The sequence below is a fragment of the Geodermatophilus siccatus genome (assembly GCF_900103785.1).
Lineage (GTDB): Bacteria > Actinomycetota > Actinomycetes > Mycobacteriales > Geodermatophilaceae > Geodermatophilus > Geodermatophilus siccatus.
In genome coordinates, this window is the sequence record NZ_FNHE01000001.1 from 313,764 (window position 1) to 329,471 (window position 15,708).

Consider the following 15,708-nt stretch of genomic DNA (forward strand, 5'->3'; position numbering starts at 1 on the left):
GCGCGGCTACCGTGGTGGCATGAGCGATCTCCCGTTCGGCTTCGGCCTCCCCGACCGCGACCCCGAGCGTCGCGACCAGCCCGGGCCCGGCGCCGGCAACGACCCCTTCGGGTTCGGTGCTCTGTTCGGCGGCGCCGGCGCCGGCGGCGGGGGGACGCCGGAGGAGCTGCTCGCCAAGATGCCGCTGTTCGCCGAGCTGCAGAAGCTGATGACCTGGTCCGGCGGGCCGGTGAACTGGGACCTGGCGCGGCAGGGCGCGATCAGCTCGCTGGCCGCCGGGTCGCAGCCGACGTCGGACGCCGAGCGCGCCGCCGTCGCCGACGCCCTGCGCTTGGCCGACCTGTGGCTGGACCAGGTCACCGAGCTGCCCTCCGGCGTCGACCGGCCGCTCGCCTGGTCCCGGGTGGAGTGGGTGGAGCAGACGCTGCCCGCCTGGAGCAGCCTCATCGACCCGCTCGCCGAGCGCGTCGTCGGCGCCATGACCAGCGCCCTCCCCGCCGAGGCGGCCGCGATGGCCGGCCCGCTGGCCGGGATCATGGGCCGGATGGGCGGCCTGATGTTCGGCGCCCAGGTCGGCCAGGCCCTCGGCCGGCTCTCCGGTGAGGTGCTCACCAGCAGTGAGATCGGCATCCCGCTGGCCCCGGCCGGCGCCGGTGTCCTGCTGCCGCAGAACGTGTCCGAGTTCGCCGCCGGCCTCGACCGCCCGGCCGACGAGGTGCGGCTGTTCCTCGCGCTGCGCGAGGCCGCCTCACAGCGGCTGTTTGTGCACGTGCCGTGGCTGCGCCAGCAGCTGCACGACGCCGTCCACGCCTACGCGCGGGGCATCCACGTCGACCGCGAGGCGATCGAGCGCGGCATCAACGAGGCGATGGGCTCGATGGGCGGGATCGACCCCACCAACCCCGAGGGCATCCAGGCGTTGCTGGGCAGCGGGCTGCTCGAGCCCGAGGAGACCCCCGAGCAGCAGGCCGCGCTGCGCCGGCTGGAGACGCTGCTGGCCCTGGTCGAGGGCTGGGTCGACAGCGTGGTGGCCCAGGCCGCCGGCGACCGGCTGCCCGGACACGGCGCACTGGCCGAGACGATGCGCCGCCGCCGGGCCTCCGGCGGCCCGGCCGAGCAGACCTTCGCCACCCTCGTGGGCCTCGAGCTGCGGCCGCGGCGGCTGCGCGACGCGGCCACCGTGTGGGGCGCGATGGTGCAGCAGCACGGCAGCGCCGAGCGCGACCGCCTGTGGTCGCACCCCGACCTGCTGCCGACGTCGGAGGACCTCGACGAGCCGTTGGACTTCGTCGCCCGTCAGGGCGCCGACGACGAGCTGCGCACCCTCACCGCCGACGACGCCGGGAAGCCGGAGACGGAGGACGACGGCGACAACACGGGGTCCTGAGTCCGAGGGCGGGCACGCAGGGTCCCGGATCGGGACACGGGCAGCGGCTCATCGGTAGCCGGCGACGGCACCTGGCCACGGTGGCGACAGGAGCCGCCCCGCGAGGGTCGTGCCCGGTGGCGGGCCCGGAGGGTCCCCGCCGGGTGCGACGCGAGGGCTCGGCGCCGGCCGAGACGGCCCGTGGCCGCGGTGTCGGCCGGTAGGCCGACGATGTACTCAGACCAGCTCGGTACTCAGACCAGCTCGTCCCCGGCGAGCGGCGGGCCGTGCGCGGCGCCCACCTCGACGCCCTCGAGGAACCCGCGCGCCCGCTCGGCGCGCGGGTAGCGCGCCACCAGGGACCAGAAGCGCGCGTCGTGGCTCGGCTCCACCAGGTGCGCCAGCTCGTGCACGAGCACGTAGTCGACGACGTACTCGGGCATCGCACGCAGCCGGCTGGAGAGCCGGATGGTGCCGTCGGCGGGCGTGCACGACCCCCAGCGGCGGTTCTGGTTGTCCACCCAGCGCACGCTGGCCGGCTGCGGCACCCCGTCGAGGTGGGCCGCCGACAGCGCCCGCGCGCGGGCCATCAACTCGTCGTCCCCACCGAGGGACCGGCGCCGCCGCTCCTCGCGGGTCTGCAGCTTGGCGACCATCTGCGCCACCCAGCGCTGCTCCTCGGCCCGGCTGAACGCCGCCGGGATCAGCACGACCGTGCGCCCGGACTCCCGGTAGGCGGTCACCGTCCGCCGCCGCCGGCTGCTGCGCCGGACCTCGACGGCCCCCTCGGGCCCCGCGGCGCGCGCCGCCCGCACCGACCCGTCTTCGGGGACGGCGCGGGTGCCCCGCACGTCCTCCCGCGCCGCGGGGTCGGGGACGGGGCCACGCTGGGTGTCGGGAGGCGTTCCGGGCACGGGGGGAACCGTAGTTCCCACGGTGCGGGTGCGCTCCGGCGGCCACACCCTCGCGGGCGCATGTCGCACGGACGGTGGACACGGGCCCGCCCGGTCCGGGGACGGGCCCCACGGGCCGTCGTCCACAGGGGCGCCACGGGCGTCACCGCAGGTGGGAAGGCCCTTTCCCCACTTCCCCCGGATGGGGCCCGGAGAGCTGTCCCCCGGCCGCGCACAGCGACACGCCACCCGGTCCCCACGTGTTCCACAGGCCTGTCCACAGGCTGTGGGAAGTGGGCCGGGTCGAGGCGGCCGCCCTACGGGGAACCGCGGTGCGCCCCGGTAGCGTTCGGCAGGACGGCACCCCGCGCGGGGACGCCGAGCGGACCGGAGACGAGGAGGCACCGTGGCGGAGAGCTACAACGGCTACTGCGTGAAGTGCAAGGAGAAGCGCGACTTCGACGGCGAGGTCAAGGTCAGCGAGTCCGGCCGTCGCATGGCGCAGGGCACCTGCCCCGTCTGCGGCACCAAGATGAACCGGATCCTCGGCAAGGCCTGAAAGAGGACCCCGTCCTCGTGACCGCTCGCACGCTCGCGGCGAGCCTCTGGACGGGGCCGACCCGGCTCGGGGTGGGCCCGGCAGGGGGCCACGGACGGCGGCGCCCGCACCGCGGGCGCCGCCGTCCGTCGTCTCCGGCGCCTGTGGACGGACGGAGCGCGCCGGGTCGGTGGGCTGGCACCCTGCGCCGGTGGCCGACACCGCGCACCCCCTGCTGCCCCCGGGCGTCCCGCTGCTGCGCCTCGCCGGGCCGGACGGTGCCGAGGACGTCCAGATCGGCGGTGCCGACTCCACCGACGGGTTGCTCGTCTCCCCCGGTGCCGCCGGGCTCACCACCCTGCTGCGCGACCTGGACGGCCGCCGCACCGAGCGTGCCGTCCTCGCCGAGGCAGCCCTCGCCGGCCACGACGCCGCGGCGCTGAGCGCCGTCCTCGACGGTCTGCGCACCACCGGGCTGCTGGTCGACCTCGACCCCGCCGACCTGCTGGCCTCCGCCGTCGGGCCGGCCGCAGCCGCCCGCACGCGGACCGAGCTGCCCACCGCCACGGGCCGGGAGTCCGGCTCGCGCTGGCGCACCCGCCGGGCAGCGACCGTCGTCGTCGACGGCGCGACGCGGGTCGGCGTCCCGCTCGCCGCCGTGCTCGCCGCCAGCGGCGTGGGCCGGGTGAGCGTCCGGGACGACGGGCTGACCACGGCCGGGGACGCCGTCGTCGGTGGGCTCGGCGCCGACGACGAGGGCCGCCCGCGCGCGCTGGCCGCCGCGGACGCCGTGCGCCGCGTCAGCCCGCTCACCGACCTGCGGCCCCTGCCGGCCGGCACTCCGGTCGACCTGGTGGTGCTGACCCGGCCCTGGGCGGCGTCGGACCCGCTCGCGGCCGACCTGCAGCGGCGCGGGGTGCCGCACCTGGTGGCGACGGTCCGCGGGGAGACCGGCGTGGTGGGGCCGCTGGTCGTGCCCGGGGCGACGGGCTGCCTGCGCTGCGCGGACCTGCACCGCCGGGACGTCGACCCGCGGTGGCCGGCGGTGGCCGCCCAGCTCACCGCGGCCGAGGCGCCACCAGGTGGGGCCACGGTGACCTGCCTGGCGACCGTGGTCACGGCGACGGTGCAGGTCCTGGCGCTGCTCGACGGCACAGGGGCGCCGCTCGCCGTCGGGGCGACGGTGGAGCTGAGCCCGCCGGACCTGCTGCCCCGCACCCGCCGGTGGCCGGCCCACCCCGACTGCGGGTGCGTGCCCGACGGTGACGAGGGGGTCCTGACCGCTCCGTCAGCGGTACCGGCGCCGATCGGGGGACAATGGTCGGCGAGTGCGCCTCCGGGCCCGGACGGGGCCGGTGCCGCCGCGACCGCGGACGACTGGACGCCGAGGAGGAGTACGTGACCGAGCCTGGCCGGGGCATCCCACGAGGCTCGGTCTCACGGACCGCACGACTGGCCTCGCTGCCGCTGGGGGCGGCCGGTCGGGCCACCCTGGGCATCGGCAAACGGCTGTCCGGCCGCCCCGCCGATGCGGTGACCGCGGAGCTGCAGCAGCGCACCGCCGAGCAGCTGTTCGCCGTCCTCGGGCAGCTCAAGGGCGGGGCGATGAAGCTCGGGCAGACGCTCTCGGTGTTCGAGGCGGCCGTGCCCGAGGAGGTCGCCGCCCCGTACCGGGAAGCGCTGGTCAAGCTGCAGGAGGAGGCGCCGCCGATGCCGGCGCGCACCGTCCACGCGGTGCTCGCGCAGCAGCTCGGCGGCTCGTGGCGCACGCGCTTCAAGGAGTTCGACGACGCGCCGGCGGCCGCGGCCAGCATCGGGCAGGTGCACCGGGCGACCTGGCGGGACGGCCGGGACGTCGCCGTGAAGATCCAGTACCCGGGTGCGGCGACCGCGCTGATGGCCGACCTGAACCAGCTGGCCCGCTTCGCCCGGCTGTTCGCCGCGCTGTTCCCCGGCCTGGACGTGAAGCCGCTCATCACCGAGCTCAAGGCCCGGGTGGTCGAGGAGCTGGACTACGGCCTGGAGGCCGACTCGCAGCGGACCTTCGCCGCCGCGTACGCCGACGACCCCGAGATCGTCGTCCCCCGGGTGGTGGCCAGCGCGCCGAAGGTGATCGTCTCGGAGTGGCTCGAGGGGACGCCGCTGTCCCGGATCATCGCGACCGGGACCCGCGAGCAGCGGGACCGGGCCGGCCACCTCATGGCGGTGCTCAACTTCTCCGGACCGCAGCGCGCCCGGCTGCTGCACGCCGACCCGCACCCGGGCAACTTCCGGCTGCTGGAGGACGGACGGCTCGGCGTCATCGACTTCGGCGCCACCGCGCGCCTGCCCGACGGCCTCCCCGAGCCGATCGGGCGGTTGGTGCGCTGGGCGCTGGAGGGCCGGGCGGAAGACGTGCTCGCCGACCTGCGGGTCGAGGGCTTCGTCCGGCCCGGCGTCGAGGTGGACGCCCAGGGTGTCCTCGACTACCTGCTGCCGCTGCTGGAGCCCATCCAGAGCCCCTACTTCCGCTTCACCCGCGCCTGGATGCAGGAGCAGGCCGCCCGCCTGGCCGATCCGCGCAGCGAGGCCAACCGGCTGGGCCGGATGCTCAACCTGCCGCCCGCCTACCTGCTCATCCACCGGGTGACCATCGGGTCGATCGGGGTGCTCTGCCAGCTCGACGCGGGTGACGACTACCGCAGCGTGCTCGAGGCGTGGTTGCCCGGCTTCACCGACTGACCTCCCCGGAGACGACAGGAGGCCGGGTCCGGACGCACCGGGAGCGTCCGGACCCGGCCTCGATCGGGATGGCCCCGCCGCACGGGCCCTTCCGTGGTGGGGCAGCGGGCCCTCACTTCAGCGGACGGCGGCGCTGGCCCGTGCGGCACGCCGGGTGGCGTACTCGGCACGGCGGGCCCAGCGGCGGGCGGCGCGCAACCGGCGGGCGCGCGCCGCGGTGTCGGCCTCGGCGCGCAGGTCGCGCAACCGGTCGACGGCCAGGTCGTACTCGAAGCTGTACACGTCAGGTCCTCACGTCGTCGTGGACGGCCCGCTCCTGCGGATCCGTACTCGGTGGACTCGTATGGCCCCTGCCTCCCACCGCTCGCGAGCTCGCGGTGGGAGGCAGGGGGTCCTCCTACGCCACCTTGCGGGGGCGACCCCGCGGGCGCTTGCGCGGGATGACCACACCCCGCTCGAAGATCTCCCCGCCCCAGACGCCCCACGGCTCGCCGCGGCGGAGCGCCCCGGCCAGGCAGGCGTCGCGGACCGGGCACTCCGTGCAGCGGACCTTGGCCTCCTCCAGCCCTGCCGGGGTGTCGGCGAACCAGAGGTCGGGGTCGGTCCGGCACGGCAGGGGACGCCGCACCGGTGCCGGCGCCAACGAGGGCGCCGGCCGTCGGGGAAGGGAGCCGCCGGTCCGGGGGAGCCCGGTTCGGCGGTGGGACGTCGGACGGTCGGCCGTCGACTGCACTGCCGCTCCTCCTCGTACTCGTCGTCTGCGACCGGCGGGGGCCCGCCGACCGGGAGTCGGGGCGGGTGCCGCGGCGGAGATGAGAGAGGCCGCGGAACCCGGTTCGGGTTCCGCGGCCTCGAGGAGGTCCTGTCGAGCGCTAGCTCGAGGGTCTCCTCGAGGAGTGGATCCCGAGGGTGGTGCCGTTGTGCTCGGTGGTGGTGCGCGTGCCGACCTGCTGCGCGTAGCCGGTGGTGCCGAAGGCGCCGGTCGCCGGGGTCACGAAGACGTCGATGCCCGAGAAGTCGAGGCCGGGGACACGGGTGCCGGGGCGCGTGGGAACGGCCGGGATAGCCGGGAGGGCGCGCAGACGCGCGACCACGGGCGACTCGACGGCGCAGGCAGCCGGGGGCACGGCGAGGCCCACCGGGCCACGAGCCCCGGCGGGGGCGAGGGTCCACATGGTGCTGATCACGTCGCCCACCTCCTCCGGGGGTCGGATCACGGCCGTGCGGCCGGTCTCGGGTCCTGGCGCGCTCGAGGTGTCCTGCGAGCGCGATCAGGACAGTAGGGGGCCGCCGCGGAGGCGGTCAACGCAATTAACCGGCCCGGGTCCGGGCGGCTGCGGACGTCCGGCCGCCGTGACCGAGGGCAACGACTCAGGAGCCGAGGGTGCTCAGCACGTCCTCGCCGTAGAGCTCGAGCTTGCGAGCGCCGATGCCCGGCAGGGCGGCCAGTTCGCGCAGCGACGCCGGCCGGGTCTCCGCGATGGCCTGCAGCGTGGCGTCGGTGAAGACGACGTAGGCGGGGACCGACGCCGACGCGGCCGTCTCGCTGCGCCAGGCGCGCAGCCGCTCGAACAGCTCCCCCGCCTCGCCCTCGAGCACCACCTTGGCGCGCTTCTGCCGCCGCTGCGGGGGTGCCGCGGTCGGCGTGGACCCGGGGACCAGCCCGTCGAGGAACCGGCTGCGCGGCCGGGACCGGCGGCCGCCGGGGTTGCGGGCCAGCGACCACGACAGCGTCAGCTGCTCCCGGGCGCGGGTGACGGCGACGTAGAGCAGCCGCCGCTCCTCCTCCACCGCGTCCGGCCGGGACAGCGACTGCGAGATCGGCAGCACGCCGTCGACCAGGCCGACGACGAAGACGGCGTCCCACTCCAGGCCCTTGGCCGCGTGCATCGAGGCCAGCGTGACGCCCTGCACGGTGGGGGCGTGCTGCGCGTCGGCGCGGGCGGCCAGGTGCGACACGAAGCCGGCGAGGTCCATCGTCGGGTCCTCGGCGACCAGGTCGACGGCGAGGTCGACCAGCGCGGCGAGGGATTGCCAGCGGTCCCGGGCCGCTCCCCCGGGCGGCGGGCGGTGCTCGACCCAGCCGGTGGAGGCCAGCACGTCGCGCACGGTGGGCACCAGTGCGCCCGGCTCGGTGCCGCCTGCTGCGGCGCCGCGCAGCAGCAGGATGGCCTCGCGCACCTCCGGGCGCTCGAAGAACCGCTCGCCGCCGCGCAGCACGTAGGGCACGCCCACCGCGGCGAGCGCGTTCTCGTAGACCTCGGACTGCGCGTTGATCCGGAACAGGACGGCGATCTCCGCGGCCGGCGTCCCGGCCTCGACGAGTGCTCGGCAGGCCTGGGCGACCGCCGCGGCCTCGGTGGGCTCGTCGGGGTGCTCGAAGAAGCGGGGCGCGGGGCCGTCGGCGCGCTGGCCCAGCAGCCGGAGCCCCGGCAGTCCCTTGCGCGGCGGCGCCTGCCCGATCAGCTTGTTGGCCAGGGCCACGACCTGCGGCGTCGAGCGGTAGTCGCGCTCCAGCTTGACCACCTCGGCGTCCGGGTACCGGTCGGCGAAGCCCAGCAGGTAGTCGGGGTCGGCGCCGGTGAACGAGTAGATGGTCTGGTTGGGGTCGCCGACCACGCAGACGTCGGCGCGGCCACCGAGCCAGGCGTCGAGCAGCCGCTGCTGCAACGGGTTGACGTCCTGGTACTCGTCCACCACGAAATGCCGGTACTGCCCGCGCACCTGGCGGGCGACGTCCGGGTGCTCCTCGAGGGCGAAGGCGGTGACCAGCAGCAGGTCCTCGAAGTCCAGCGCGCCGTCGCGCTGCTTGGCCGACTCGTAGCTCGCGTAGACCCGCGCCACCGCCGCGGACTCGAACGGGGGCTCGCGGCCGGCGGCCTGGGCGCGGGCCGGGTAGTCGTCGGGCGTGGCCAGCGTGGTCTTGGCCCACTCGATCTCGCTGGCGAGGTCGCGCAGGCTGGTGCGGTCGGTGGACAGCCGGGACCGGGAGGCGGCCGCCGCCACCAGCCGCAGCTTGTTCTCGACGAGCTCCGGCATCGGCCCGCCGAGCACCCGGGGTGCGAAGTAGCGCAGCTGGCGCATGGCCGCGGCGTGGAAGGTGCGGGCCTGGACACCGCCCACCCCCAGCCCGGCCAGCCGGGACCGCAGTTCGCCCGCGGCGCGGGCGGTGAAGGTGACGGCGAGGACCTGCTCGGGCACGAACGCCCCGGTGTGCACGCCGTAGGCGATCCGGTGGGTGATCGTGCGGGTCTTGCCGGTGCCCGCACCGGCGAGGATGCAGACCGGGCCGGACACCGCCTGCGCCGCGGCGCGCTGCTCGTCGTCCAGCTGCGCGAGCACCGCCTCGGCGCCCTGCACCCGGACGTCCCCGGGCGCACCGGCGATCTGCGACATCGGCCTCCCCGTCTCCCGTCGATGGCCGTGACCCATCCTCCCAGCCCCCAGCGACAGACGGGGGAAGCATCCCCAGGGGCGCGGCGTTGTGGCCCCGTGACGGCCGGGCACGCGTGCCCGGACCCCCGACCGACCAGGAGGAACGCCTCGATGACCGCCGCTCCCGCCGCCGTGACCATGTACACCACCCCCTGGTGCGGGTACTGCGTGCGGCTCAAGAAGCTGATGCAGCGCGAGGGCATCGAGTACGCCGAGGTCGACATCGAGCGCGACCCGGCCGCGGCCGAGCTGGTGATGCAGGCCAACGGGGGCAACCGCACCGTCCCGACGCTGCTCTTCCCCGACGGCAGCGCCCTGACCAACCCCAGCATCGACCAGGTGAAGGCCCAGCTGGAGCAGTCCGCAGAGGCATGACGGCGGGTGGTCCCTCCGCTGCGCTGCGCGAGGGGGCATAGTCGTCGAGGACGGCTCGTTACCGTAGCCCCCTGCCCCCGGCTACCCGCCGGGCCCAGCCCCTCGCGGAGGCCGCCCAGTGAGTGAGCGCACCACCCCAGCGGAGTGTCCCCCGACACCGCCGTCGTCCGGGCCCGGGGGCGACCTCGTGAGTTCCGCCCTGGAGCAGGCAACGGCGGGGGGTGCCCCGTCGGGCGGGGAGTCCACCGTGGTGGTCGCCCGGACCGTACGCGGCTGGTCGGTGTTCGCCCCCGGCCGGGCCGAGGACGTCGACGACCTCGTCGAGGGCATGACCCTCGCCGACCTGGTCAGCGAGGAGCTGGGCGCGCGGGTCGAGCCCGACCGCCGCGCGCGGCGGGCCGCCCGTGGTGCCGCCGGGGACGCCGACCCCGACGCCGACCCGCGGGACGCCCGGCTGGCCTCGCTCGAGCGCACCGTCGCCCAGCTCGAGCACGCCCTGGCCGCGCGGGTCTCCACCGAGCGCGCCATCGGGGTGCTCGCCGAGCGGCAGGGCGCGACGCCGCAGGCCGCCTTCGAGCAACTGCGGCGCAACGCCCGCTCGCAGGGGCGGCCGGTGCCAGAGCTCGCCCGCGAGGTGCTCGACGACCTGGTGGCCCGTTCCGCCCCGACGGGCACCGAGGTCCCGGCCGCGCCGGCGCCGGCGCCGCGCACCCTGGTGCGGGAGGCCGGCCGGGCGCCCCGCACCCGCAGCCGGGCCGGACGCGGCCCCGCGGAGGGCCGGTCCTGACCCGACCGGAGCCGCTCACCCCCGAGGCACTGGCCGACCGGCTGGCCGCACTGCTCGCCGCCACCGACCCCGAGCCCGGGGCGACCGCCCTGCGCGTGGCGGTGGACGGGCCCGACGTCGCCGCGCCGGCCGAGCTGGCGGCCGCGGTCGCCGAGCGGTTGCCGCCGCTGGGGCGCCCCGCCGTCGTGGTCCCCGCCGGCGGGTTCCTGCGTCCGGCGTCCCTGCGCTTCGAGCACGGCCGCACCGACCCCGACGCCCGCTACACCGACTGGCTGGACTCCGGCGCGCTGTCCCGCGAGGTGCTCGGCCCGGTCGGTCCCGGCGGCTCCGGGGAGTACCTGCCGGTGCTCTGGGACGTCGACCGCGACCGGGCCGCCCGCGCCGTCCCCCGGCCGATGCCGCCCCGCGGCGTGCTGCTGGTCCCGGGGGCGCTGCTGCAAGGGGTCGGGTTGGCCTTCGACGTCGTCGTCCACCTGCGGGTAGCCCCGGCGGCCCGTCGCCGCCGCACGCCCACCGAGCAGGCCTGGGAGCTGCCGGCGTTCGACCGGTACGACGACGAGGTGGATCCGGTGTCGCTGGCCGACGCCGTGGTGCTGGCCGACTCCCCCGACCACCCCGCTCTGGTGCTCCAGAACCGCTGGAGGAAGGACCCCTCTGCCCCCCACCGCTCGCAAGCTCGCGGCGGGACCCTGCAGAGGGGCCGGGAGTTCACAGATCCTGGGTCACCCAGCGGTCGATGATGTGCCGGGCGATGGAGACCGCCGGGGGCAGCGCCTGCGGGCCGGTACCCGAGCGCAGCTCGTCCCGGGTGAACCAGCGGGCCTCCTCGATCTCGGTCGGGTCCAGCCGCAGCGTCAGGTCGCCCTCGGCGCGAGCGGTGTAGCCGAGCATCAGCGACTGCGGGAACGGCCACGGCTGGCTGCCCGCGTAGCGGATGTCGGTGACCCGCAGGCCGACCTCCTCGGCCACCTCCCGCGCCACCGCGCCCTCGGCGGACTCCCCCGGCTCGACGAAGCCGGCGAGGATCGAGAAGCGCCCCGGCGGCCACACCGCCTGGCGGCCCAGCACGCAGCGGTCGCCGCCGTCGTGGACCAGCATGATCACGGCCGGGTCGGTGCGGGGGAACAGCTCCGCGCCGGTCTCCGGGTCGCGCTGCACCCAGCCGGCCCGTTCGATCGTCGTCCGCGCGCCGGACAGCGGGCTGAACCGGTGCCGCTCGTGCCACTCGACCATGGCGACCGCCTCGGCGAGCAGGCCGGCGTCGAGGTCGTCGAGGTCGGCGCCGAGGTCGCGCAGGCCGGCCCAGGTGTCCGCGGGGCGGCCACCGACGGTCAGCCGCCGGTCGCCGCGGACGGCGGCGTAGGGCACGCCGTCGGCCTCGCCGAGGTAGATCGCGCCCTCGGGCAGCCCGGTCCGCTCCTCCCAGAGCAGCCGCGGTCGGCCCCCGTCCTCCTCGACCGGCACGGTGCGCCGCTCGTCGACCGTGAGCACCCGCACCGGGCGGCCGCCGGTCGGGTCGGGCAGCGACCGGGCCAGGTGGCTGCGGTCGTGCGCGGAGCGCGACAGCACCGGGACCGCGCCGGCCGGTGAGGGGCTGCTCTCCGGCCAGGAGACGCCGTCGCCCGACGGCGGCGGGTTGTCCGCCGGCGTGCTGCCGCCGTCCGGGACGCTCATGCCGCGTCCGCCGACGAGACGACCTCGACCGGGCCGAACGCGCGCAGCGGCTCGGCCACCTGCCCGGAGTCGCCGACGACGACGGCGGTGAGCCCGCCGGGCTGCAGGAACCGGCGCGCGGCCTCCTGCACCTCCTCGACGGTGACCCGGGCCAGCGCCTGCTGGTGCTCGGCCAGCCACTGCGGCGCCAGGCCCGACCCCGTGAGCGCCGACAGCGTGCTGGCCAGCCCGGCGTGGGTGGCGGTGGACAGCGCCATGCTGCCGAGCACGTAGCGACGGGCGGCGTCGAGCTCCTCCGCGCTGACCGGCGTCAGGGCCATGCGGCCGAGTTCGTACCAGGTCTCGAGGAACGCCGGCCCGGTGACCTCGGTGGCGACGTCGGCCTCGACGAGGAACGAGGAGGCGGCGGCGAGGTGGTCGACCGAGCTGCGCGGGCTGTAGCTGTAACCACGCCGCTCGCGGATGTTCTCCACCAGCCGGGAGGAGAAGTAGCCGCCGTAGACCATGTTGGCCAGCCGGACCGCGGGCAGGTCGGGGTCGGTGCGGCCGGGCGCGGTGCCACCCAGGCGCAGGTTGGACTGCACGGCGCCGGGCCGGTCGACCACCTGGAGCGGCCCGGGGGCCAGCTGCGGCACCGGTGGGGCGGCGACCGCCGTCCCCTCGCCGGTCCAGCCGGCCAGTGCGGTGCCGACGGCGTCGACGGCGGCGGCCGGGTCGAGGTCGCCGACCAGCACCAGCGTGCTGCCGGCGGGCAGCACCCGCTCGCGGTGCAGCTTGCGCAGCGCCTGGCTGCGCACCGCGGCGACCAGCTCGGCGGCGGGCAGCTGCTCGGCGTACGGGTGGGCGCCGTAGCGGCGGGCGGCCAAGGCGGTGCGCGCGATGACGCCCGGCTGGGAGCGGGCGATGGAGATCCGCTCGGCGACGCGCGCCCGCTCGGCCTCCACCCGGTCGGCCGGGTAGGTGGCGTCGGTGAGCACCTCGGCCAGCACGCCGAGCACGGGTGCGAGGCCCTCGGCGAGCAGCGTGGTGGCGAACAGCAGGCGGTCGGGGTCGGTGGAGACCGACAGCTCCCCGCCGTGGGCCTGCAGCGCCTCGGCGATGCCGGTGGCGTCGTGCGCGCCGGTGCCCAGCAGGACGGCGCCGGAGAGCACCGAGGCGCGGGCGGTGTGCTGGGCGGCGGCGCGCGCGGTCGCCGCGGCGAAGGGCACCCGCAGGCGCAGCTCGACCAGCGGGACACCGGGCCGCGGGACGACGACGAGCCGCAGTCCGTTGGGCAGCGTCTCCTCGGTGACGGCCAGCTCCGGCTGCGGCCGGGGCTCGCCCAGCGGCGGGATCAGCACGGGGGCACTCATCGACGTCCTCCCGTGGCACGCAGCTCGAGGACCGCGACGGTGCCGGGGTCCAGGCCCCGGGCGGCGGTCCGCACCTGCTCGGGGGTGACGGCCGCCAGCCGGGCGGCGAGCTCGCCGGCCAGCTCGGCGCGGCCGTGGATGAGCTCGGCGTTGGCGAAGGCCAGCGTGCGGCCGAGCACCGAGTCGGCCTGACGCAGCAGCTGGGCCTCGGTGCGGGCCTGCACCCGGGCGAGCTCGTCGGCGCCGACGCCGTCCTCGGCGATCCGGCCGATCTCCTCGTGCACCGCGGTGATCACCTTCTCCGTCGGGACCGACGCCGGGTGGTGCACCTGCGTGGTGAGCAGCGTCGCGTCCCGGACGTCGAAGGGGTCGCCGAACAGGCCCACGTAGCTGCTCTGCGCGATGGCGAGCTGGTCGTCGTGGACCAGCCGCCGCTCCAGCCGGGAGGCGTCGCCCTCGCTGAGCAGCTCGGCCAGCAGCACCGTGCCGAGGTAGAAGTCGAGGTCGCCGACCGGGTCGGGCACCCGCCAGCCGAGGGCGACCGCGGGCGCGGGGGCGAGCGGGTCCTCGACCACGCCGGAGCGGACGGTGGTCGGCGAGGGTTCACCGGTGGGCGGCGTCGGCGGGACCTCGCGGGCGGTGATGGGGCCGAACCAGCGACGCACCAGCCGCTCGGCCTCCGCGACGTCGAGGTCGCCGCCGAGGCACAGGACGGCGTTGCCCGGCGCGTAGTAGCGGTGGGAGAAGTCCGCGGCGTCGTCGACGGTCGAGGACTCCAGGTCGACGAAGGAGCCGTAGCCGTCGTGGGTGTTGGCGAAGCTCTCGAAGGCGATCGCGGGCAGCTGCAGCCACGGGAAGGCGCCGTAGGGACGGTTGAGCACGTTGACCCGGATCTCCTCCTTCACCACGTCGATCTGGTTGCGGAGGTTCTCCTCGGTGATGGCCGGCGCCGCCATGCGGTCGGCCTCGAGGAAGAGGGCGCGTTCGAGGGCCTCGGCAGGGAGGGCCTCGTAGTAGTTGGTGTAGTCCTGGTGGGTCGAGCCGTTGAAGGTGCCGCCCGCGGCCTGGACCAGACGGGCGTGCTCCATCTTCGGGACGTTGGCCGAGCCCTGGAACATCAGGTGCTCGAAGAGGTGGGCGAAACCGGTGCGGCCCTGGGGCTCGTTGCGCATCCCGACGTCGTAGGAGACGGTCACGGCGACCACCGGGACGCTGCGGTCCGGCGCCAGCACGACACGCAGCCCGTTCTCGAGTCGGAAGCGCTCCACCGGGTGCCGGAGGGTGAGGTCGGCCCCAGCTGCAGTCACGTGCCCGACCCTAACCGCGCCCTGGGACGCCGCGCCGGGCGACGCCGGAGGCTGCGACCTCGGCCACCGGCGGGCCTCCCGTTCTCGCGGCGGGTTCCTCGTGACCCTCGCGCGGTTGCCCTCGCGTTCGCGCTGGTGCAACGGCGTGGGAGCGGGTGCAACGGCGTGGGAGTGGAGGCACGTGGCCGCGGTGCGGGTCCCCCGAGCAGGGACCGGACTCACCGGCTCAACGGCGGCCGGGGACGGCACGTGGCCGCGGTGCGGGTCCCTGGGAGCGGGGGCCCGGAGGGTCCCCCGAGCAGGGACGGGACTCACCGGCTCAACGGCGGCCGGGGACGGCACGTGGCAACGGTGTCAGCCGGTAGGCCGACGATGTCACAGCACGTCGATGCCGTCGATGACGCGGTCGATCACCCCGTACAGCTCCGCGTGGGTGTTGGGGACGGAGAGGTAGAGCAGCGCGGGGGCGGGCCGGCCGACGTCGACGAGCAGCAGCGCGGCCCGCTCCCCCGTCGCCTCGTAGCCCCGGACGTCCCAGGAGAGGTCGAACTCCAGCAGGTGCGCGGGAGCGCCGTCGACGGTGCGGGCCTCGTCGCGCAGGACCTCCCGCTCGTTGGGTCCCGGGTAGTAGTTCAGCCGCACGCTGTCGGCCACCTGGGCGAGGGTCGACTGCAGGCCGCCGGCGGGGTCGAACAGCGGCGACAGCGGCCCGGAGGTGCACTGGGCGATGAACGGCCCGCCGTCGGGCGTGACCTCCTGGGTGACCGTGTACTGCCCGGCGACCGAGGTCGTCTCGGCGACGTCCTGCAGGTCGTACTCGAGCCAGCCCTGGCCCAGGTAGGGGTAGGCGATCCCGGCGGCCTCGTCGACGATCCGGAGCGTGCCGGGCGGGAAGGCCGAGCCGCTGGGCGGCGGCAGCGCGGTCGGGCCCGTGTCGTCGACGGAGCTGCTCGGCCGGCCGACGAGGAAGCCGATCAGGACGACGAGCACCAGCCCGAGCACCGACAGCCCGACCACCCACCCGGTGCGCCGCGGGGGCCGTCCCGGGCCGGGCGGCGGGGTCGGCGCGGCCGGCTCGGGCACGGGAGCCGGTGCGGTGGCGGGCGCCTGCACGGCCACGCCCGGACCGACGGGGGTGGTGACGTCGGACCACCCACCGCCGTTCCACCACCGCACCATCCCGGGGACGCCGTCGGGGTCGGGGTACCACCCCGGTGGCGCGCTCGACGTACCGGTCACGGCGTCACCCTAGGTGCGGCG

Annotated in this window: 16 protein-coding genes; 7 read left to right on the top strand and 9 right to left on the bottom strand. The window is 76.3% G+C overall.

The window, feature by feature from the left end; all coding sequences use genetic code 11:
- Positions 1-19 precede the first annotated feature (19 nt).
- Positions 20-1,387, top strand: coding sequence for a zinc-dependent metalloprotease (locus BLS21_RS01480; RefSeq protein WP_091212848.1), 1,368 nt, complete (start codon positions 20-22; stop codon positions 1,385-1,387).
- Between the two features lie 233 nt (positions 1,388-1,620).
- Here BLS21_RS01480 and BLS21_RS01485 read toward each other — a convergent pair whose 3' ends face one another.
- Positions 1,621-2,280, bottom strand: coding sequence for a M48 metallopeptidase family protein (locus BLS21_RS01485; RefSeq protein WP_245699918.1), 660 nt, complete (start codon positions 2,278-2,280; stop codon positions 1,621-1,623).
- Between the two features lie 385 nt (positions 2,281-2,665).
- Between BLS21_RS01485 and BLS21_RS24895 the strand changes: the two genes are divergently transcribed.
- The 3 genes from BLS21_RS24895 (at position 2,666) to BLS21_RS01495 (ending at position 5,518) form a co-directional block, all read left to right on the top strand.
- Positions 2,666-2,818: a DUF5679 domain-containing protein gene (locus BLS21_RS24895; RefSeq protein WP_012950213.1), complete on the top strand. Its 153-nt coding sequence runs from the start codon at positions 2,666-2,668 to the stop codon at positions 2,816-2,818.
- 190 nt (positions 2,819-3,008) lie between these two features.
- Entirely contained in the window at positions 3,009-4,199 is a 1,191-nt protein-coding gene (locus BLS21_RS01490; protein WP_091212850.1) for a ThiF family adenylyltransferase, read from the top strand.
- Positions 4,196-5,518 (top strand): ABC1 kinase family protein, encoded by a 1,323-nt coding sequence (locus BLS21_RS01495; RefSeq protein WP_091213738.1) that lies wholly within the window; start codon positions 4,196-4,198, stop codon positions 5,516-5,518. Before BLS21_RS01490 ends, BLS21_RS01495 begins: the two co-directional genes overlap by 4 nt.
- A gap of 117 nt (positions 5,519-5,635) precedes the next feature.
- Here the strand turns inward: BLS21_RS01495 and BLS21_RS24900 are convergent, their stop codons facing one another.
- The 4 genes from BLS21_RS24900 to BLS21_RS01510 all read right to left on the bottom strand — a co-directional run bounded on the left by BLS21_RS24900 (position 5,636) and on the right by BLS21_RS01510 (position 8,914).
- On the bottom strand, positions 5,636-5,800 hold the full coding sequence (locus tag BLS21_RS24900) for a hypothetical protein (protein WP_175479357.1): 165 nt from the start codon (positions 5,798-5,800) through the stop codon (positions 5,636-5,638).
- A 115-nt stretch (positions 5,801-5,915) separates the two neighbouring features.
- The gene (locus tag BLS21_RS01500; RefSeq protein WP_280140493.1) at positions 5,916-6,146 is read right to left on the bottom strand and encodes a WhiB family transcriptional regulator; all 231 of its coding nucleotides are present in this window, start codon (positions 6,144-6,146) and stop codon (positions 5,916-5,918) included.
- A gap of 244 nt (positions 6,147-6,390) precedes the next feature.
- Complete coding sequence (locus tag BLS21_RS01505; protein ID WP_139176985.1) at positions 6,391-6,705, bottom strand: hypothetical protein; 315 nt, start codon at positions 6,703-6,705, stop codon at positions 6,391-6,393.
- Positions 6,706-6,889: 184 nt separating this feature from the next.
- Entirely contained in the window at positions 6,890-8,914 is a 2,025-nt protein-coding gene (locus tag BLS21_RS01510; RefSeq protein WP_091212858.1) for an ATP-dependent helicase, read from the bottom strand.
- 150 nt (positions 8,915-9,064) lie between these two features.
- Here BLS21_RS01510 and BLS21_RS01515 point away from each other — a divergent pair, with 150 nt between their 5' ends.
- From BLS21_RS01515 to BLS21_RS01525, 3 genes are all read left to right on the top strand, one after another.
- Complete coding sequence (locus tag BLS21_RS01515) at positions 9,065-9,328, top strand: mycoredoxin (RefSeq protein ID WP_091212862.1); 264 nt, start codon at positions 9,065-9,067, stop codon at positions 9,326-9,328.
- A 247-nt stretch (positions 9,329-9,575) separates the two neighbouring features.
- On the top strand, positions 9,576-10,115 hold the full coding sequence (locus BLS21_RS01520) for an ANTAR domain-containing protein (RefSeq protein ID WP_245699920.1): 540 nt from the start codon (positions 9,576-9,578) through the stop codon (positions 10,113-10,115).
- Positions 10,116-10,210: 95 nt separating this feature from the next.
- A complete protein-coding gene (locus tag BLS21_RS01525) occupies positions 10,211-10,855 on the top strand; it encodes a nucleoside/nucleotide kinase family protein (RefSeq protein WP_245699923.1) in 645 nt (214 codons plus the stop codon).
- Here BLS21_RS01525 and nudC read toward each other — a convergent pair.
- The 4 genes from nudC to BLS21_RS01545 form a co-directional block, all read right to left on the bottom strand.
- Positions 10,824-11,789, bottom strand: coding sequence for an NAD(+) diphosphatase (gene nudC / locus BLS21_RS01530; RefSeq protein WP_091212869.1), 966 nt, complete (start codon positions 11,787-11,789; stop codon positions 10,824-10,826). The two genes, BLS21_RS01525 and nudC, sit on opposite strands and share 32 nt — an antisense overlap.
- Positions 11,786-13,141, bottom strand: a complete 1,356-nt coding sequence (locus BLS21_RS01535; RefSeq protein ID WP_091212872.1) for a M16 family metallopeptidase — start codon at positions 13,139-13,141, stop codon at positions 11,786-11,788. The genes nudC and BLS21_RS01535 overlap by 4 nt, the downstream gene beginning before the upstream one ends.
- Complete coding sequence (locus BLS21_RS01540) at positions 13,138-14,448, bottom strand: M16 family metallopeptidase (RefSeq protein WP_091212875.1); 1,311 nt, start codon at positions 14,446-14,448, stop codon at positions 13,138-13,140. Before BLS21_RS01540 ends, BLS21_RS01535 begins: the two co-directional genes overlap by 4 nt.
- A 375-nt stretch (positions 14,449-14,823) precedes the next feature.
- Entirely contained in the window at positions 14,824-15,687 is an 864-nt protein-coding gene (locus BLS21_RS01545) for a DUF2510 domain-containing protein (RefSeq protein ID WP_091212878.1), read from the bottom strand.
- Between the last annotated feature and the right edge of the window lie 21 nt (positions 15,688-15,708).

Bases quoted from the DNA above. Each gene is read 5' to 3' on its own strand.
- BLS21_RS01480 (WP_091212848.1), top strand. From the start codon at position 20: ATGAGCGATCTCCCGTTCGGCTTCGGCCTCCCCGACCGCGACCCCGAG.
- BLS21_RS01510 (WP_091212858.1), bottom strand. From the start codon at position 8,914: ATGTCGCAGATCGCCGGTGCGCCCGGGGACGTCCGGGTGCAGGGCGCC.
- BLS21_RS01515 (WP_091212862.1), top strand. From the start codon at position 9,065: ATGACCGCCGCTCCCGCCGCCGTGACCATGTACACCACCCCCTGGTGC.
- nudC (WP_091212869.1), bottom strand. From the start codon at position 11,789: ATGAGCGTCCCGGACGGCGGCAGCACGCCGGCGGACAACCCGCCGCCG.
- BLS21_RS01535 (WP_091212872.1), bottom strand. From the start codon at position 13,141: ATGAGTGCCCCCGTGCTGATCCCGCCGCTGGGCGAGCCCCGGCCGCAG.